Origin of the sequence: Candidatus Contendobacter odensis Run_B_J11 (assembly GCF_000531125.1) — a bacterium.
In the GTDB taxonomy this organism is placed as follows: Bacteria; Pseudomonadota; Gammaproteobacteria; order Competibacterales; family Competibacteraceae; genus Contendibacter; species Contendibacter odensensis.
Map to the genome: position 1 here is coordinate 1 of NZ_CBTK010000197.1, position 3,619 is coordinate 3,619.

Sequence of the window (3,619 nt, forward strand, 5' to 3'; positions counted from 1 at the left end):
CAATAGGAGGAATCTCATTGCTGAGGCGGTATTCCTCGACCCGGATCGCGTAGCGTTCGAACCACTCCGGCGCCGCGACCCCGGCCAGCCCGTCCGGCGCCACCGGGGCCACGCCGTTCAGGGCCGCGCGCAAGGTCTCACCCACGCTCTCGAGCCGGTTGAGGGTGCGGATCGCGGCCAGAACGGGGGTCTAAGCCCAAAACCGCGAAATTTTTGAACGGTTTCAAATTCAATAAGTTGGGGTCATACAGCGCTGGTTTCCGAAGCCTGACAGGCATATTCACTCCCATGCTAAGCCGTCCTTCGTCTCTTGGAGAGTGCCCCACTCGTAACTTTCTGGTTTTCGATGCCTAGAACTCTCCGATTTTTCCGTCTGCAAGCTCCGAAAACGGCAGTGGTCCCAGCCAAACTTTCCGTAGAAGGGTTCTTTTATCGAAAGTTCGCAACGTGTTCAGACGGCCGAAAAGTCGACCTAACTTTCGGAATCTATTTATAAGATATTGATTATAAATAATTTAAAAAATTTCGCGGTTTTGGGCGTAGAACCCCAGAATCGAATTCGCCAGCAGTATTGACCCCGCCTTCATCGGTGGCCGTTTGGCCCATCGTCTTCCCGCGCCGGCGAGAACCCCGCCACGGCTACGACGTCCTCAACGGCCGGTGCGCCCGGCACAACAGGGATCGATCGGTCCGAGGCGGGCGTCGAACTCCTGGTCGCCCCGCTGGAGACGAAGGCGACGCTTGACCCGATAGCCGGTCTGTTCGTGGAGAGGGGCCGGGAGAGGACGGAGACCGTCTCGGGCGAGAATAAACTCGGTCATCAGGGTCTTCTCGCCGAAGAGTCGCGTCTTTTACCGGATGCCGGGCCGTCACGCCGGTGAGGGGGCGGCTTCATCGCCAGCGATACGCTGGATTTGACGATCCTGAACGCGCGAAAGCAGCAGTAAGGCGGTGACCGCGCCAATCAATGCAAAAAACATATCGGACTGGGTGTCCCACGGGTCTCCCTGGGTCCCCAGGAATTCGTCAGCGCCCTGTCCCAGGGCGAGAGCGACTCCCCATTCGATGAATTCATACGTGGCGCTGATGGCCAGGACGACACAGACCACCATGAAGGCCAACATCTTTTTCCCGTGCACGAAGTGGCCGCGGAGGAGGATTTCGCGCGCGACGAGCGCCGGAACGAACCCCTGAAAGAAGTGACCGATCTTGTCGTAGGGGTTGCGGGTGAGGCCGAGCAGTTCGGCGAGGTCGAAGCCGAGCGGGACTCTCGCATAGGTGTACATCGCGCCCAGCATCAGCACGAGCGCATGCAGGAAAATGCACCCGTAGAGCAAGGTCGTCAGCGGGAAGCGGCGGTAGGTCGCCCACAGGAGGGGTAGCGCTACAACGACGGGGAACACCTCGAGCGCCCAGGTGGGCCGGTCGTAGGGCTGAGCGCCCGACAGCGCCAGCAGCACGACCAGGACGATGGAAGCGATCATAAGGACTTGCGAGCGGGGTACGGACATCGGTTAGGGTGACCTCACGGGGTGGATGGAGCGGAATCGGTCTCATGCCGGGAAGCGCGTCAATGCTCAGTGGGTTAGACACTCTAGGTCAATAGGCCCTAGCAGCCTGTCGGACTTAAGGTTTTTGGAAGAACCAGGCACCGGGTAAGGAGCTATTTTGTCCCCCATGGAGGCATTTTGGGTTAAAAACGGCCCCTATCCGGGCGGTTTTTCCCGCTATGGACGCAATACGGCCATGCGTTTCAGATTCCACGCCAAGCAGACCAGCGTCCATTCATGGGTGACGTTTTCCAGACCCCGCAGCAAGAACTGGCGAAAGCCCATCACGGATTTGATGATACCGAAGACCGGTTCAACCGTCTGCTTGCGTAAGGCATAGTGGGCCTTGCCGCGCAGCGTCTTGAGGGCATGCGCCAGGGTCTCGACCGGGGAGGCTCCGGTCGCGAGCGGTGCCGGTTCGATGAAACGTTCCTGCCAGTGGGGATGAGGGTCTTCCCGCTTCATGGCAATCAGCGGCTCGATCTGGGCGTCTTGGCAAGCGATGACATTGTTTTCGCTAAAGTAGCCGTTGTCAGCGAGGAGTCGGTCGGGCGCATTAAGCCCTTCCGGTAGGGCTTGGACCCTTGCGACCATCGGGGTGAGTTGTTCCTTGTCATTGGCCGCTTGAGTCACCCGGGAGACCCTCACCCGCCAGGATTCGGTATCCCCTAAGGCTTGGGCATTGTAGCTCTGCTCGAAGCCACCGCCCGCCATCGGCATGATCCGGGACTCTTCATCCGTGAGGTTGATCGGATCGTCCGGGCGCGGGCCGGCTTGGGGGGGCTGGGGTTCCTTCCCGCCAGGGTTCTTGCCTGTGGCCTCTCTCTGGGCTTGGCGGGCGGTCATATTGGCCTCATAGTCCGCCTGCTCGCGCTCAAAGCGCTCTTGAGCGCGGGTTTCAATCTTCGCTTTGGCTTGGGCCATGGCCTCCAGGCGGGCTTGCCGCCGCTGGAGTTCCTCCGGCAGGCTCATCCCCTCCGGGAGGCCGGACGGGTCCACCGCCTCGGCCTGGTGCACCAGGTCCTCGACTTCGGCCTTGAGATGGGCTTCAATCTTCTCGGCGTGACCGTAGGACAAGGCACTGTGCTTGCTGGCATTGGCGTGGACCTTGGTGCCGTCCAGACTGACCGTGCCAAAGCGCGCCAGTTGGTTCTCCCGAGCTACTTGGAGCACTTGGACAAACGCCGATTGGAATTCCGTGCCAAACCGGCGCCGGAAGTGGGCCAAGGTGTCGTGATCCGGGTGCAGGTTGCAGGCAATATAGCGAAAGGCTAGGGAATCGTAGGTGGCCCGTTCGATCTTGCGGCTGGAAAACGTCCCGGTCGCGTAGCCATAGATCAGCAGCGACAGCAACAGCGCCGGGTGGTAGGCGTCATTGCTCCGTCCCGCATAGGCGCACTCCAGGGCCGATAAATCGAGCTGCTCGAAAACCTCCACCACGTAATGGGCCAGATGCCCTTCGGGTAACCACTCCTGGATCGATGGGGGGAGCAGAAAGTCCGTGGCGCGGTCAATCGGGCGAAAGCGACTCATGGTCAGTATCCTCTGGACGGATGCCGCTATTTTACAGGTAGAAAGCCCGACAGGCTGCTAGAGGGACCTTCGGCAGGCCGCAACCGTGGGTAACGCCACCCCGCAGATCTCCCACTTATCTCTGCCAAAATCCTGTCCAATCCAATAGGGCTGGCTCTGCTTGAGTATCCCAGAACTGATCCGTGGTACCGGATCGGCACGAGGAGGACGCCCCGACACCCCAGCGATGGCCGCAGCGATGACCGATCACCTCTGGACCACCACCGAGCGGTGGTCCTATCGCGTTCCGGCATCGTTCTTGGATAGGCTGCATACCACTGAGCATCTCTTTCCGTCACTCGGCGTTATTCATCAAGGCCGTTGAGGGACACTACCAGGAATTCCACCAACGTCCGTTCGAGATGTAAACCCTCGAAATTTTGGCATCAACGCCACCTCCGATGTGTCGGTGTACTACGCTGTCATCGATAATCTCCAGTCCCGCCGCTCCCGTCGTCCGGCGATCTCGCCCAGCCCCTATCCCGTATTCCCGCGTA

At 60.1% G+C, this 3,619-nt stretch carries 2 protein-coding genes and 2 pseudogenes; 1 reads left to right on the forward strand and 3 read right to left on the reverse strand.

All coding sequences use genetic code 11. The annotated features are described in order from the left end of the window. From BN874_RS25710 to BN874_RS11970, 3 genes and pseudogenes are all read right to left on the reverse strand, one after another. Positions 1-190, reverse strand: a pseudogene (locus tag BN874_RS25710) (IS5/IS1182 family transposase); the annotation flags it as partial. Positions 191-869: 679 nt separating this feature from the next. Then, positions 870-1,484, reverse strand: coding sequence for a DUF2238 domain-containing protein (locus tag BN874_RS11965; RefSeq protein ID WP_420886128.1), 615 nt, complete (start codon positions 1,482-1,484; stop codon positions 870-872). 243 nt (positions 1,485-1,727) lie between these two features. Continuing rightward, positions 1,728-3,083 carry an IS1182 family transposase gene (locus BN874_RS11970; protein ID WP_034433610.1) on the reverse strand — a complete coding sequence of 452 codons (1,356 nt, stop codon included), beginning with the start codon at positions 3,081-3,083 and terminating at the stop codon, positions 1,728-1,730. Between the two features lie 184 nt (positions 3,084-3,267). On the opposite strand from BN874_RS11970, the pseudogene BN874_RS25715 reads away from it, so the two are divergent. After that, a pseudogene (locus tag BN874_RS25715) lies at positions 3,268-3,447 on the forward strand (IS1-like element ISBeg1 family transposase); the annotation flags it as partial. Positions 3,448-3,619 lie beyond the last annotated feature (172 nt).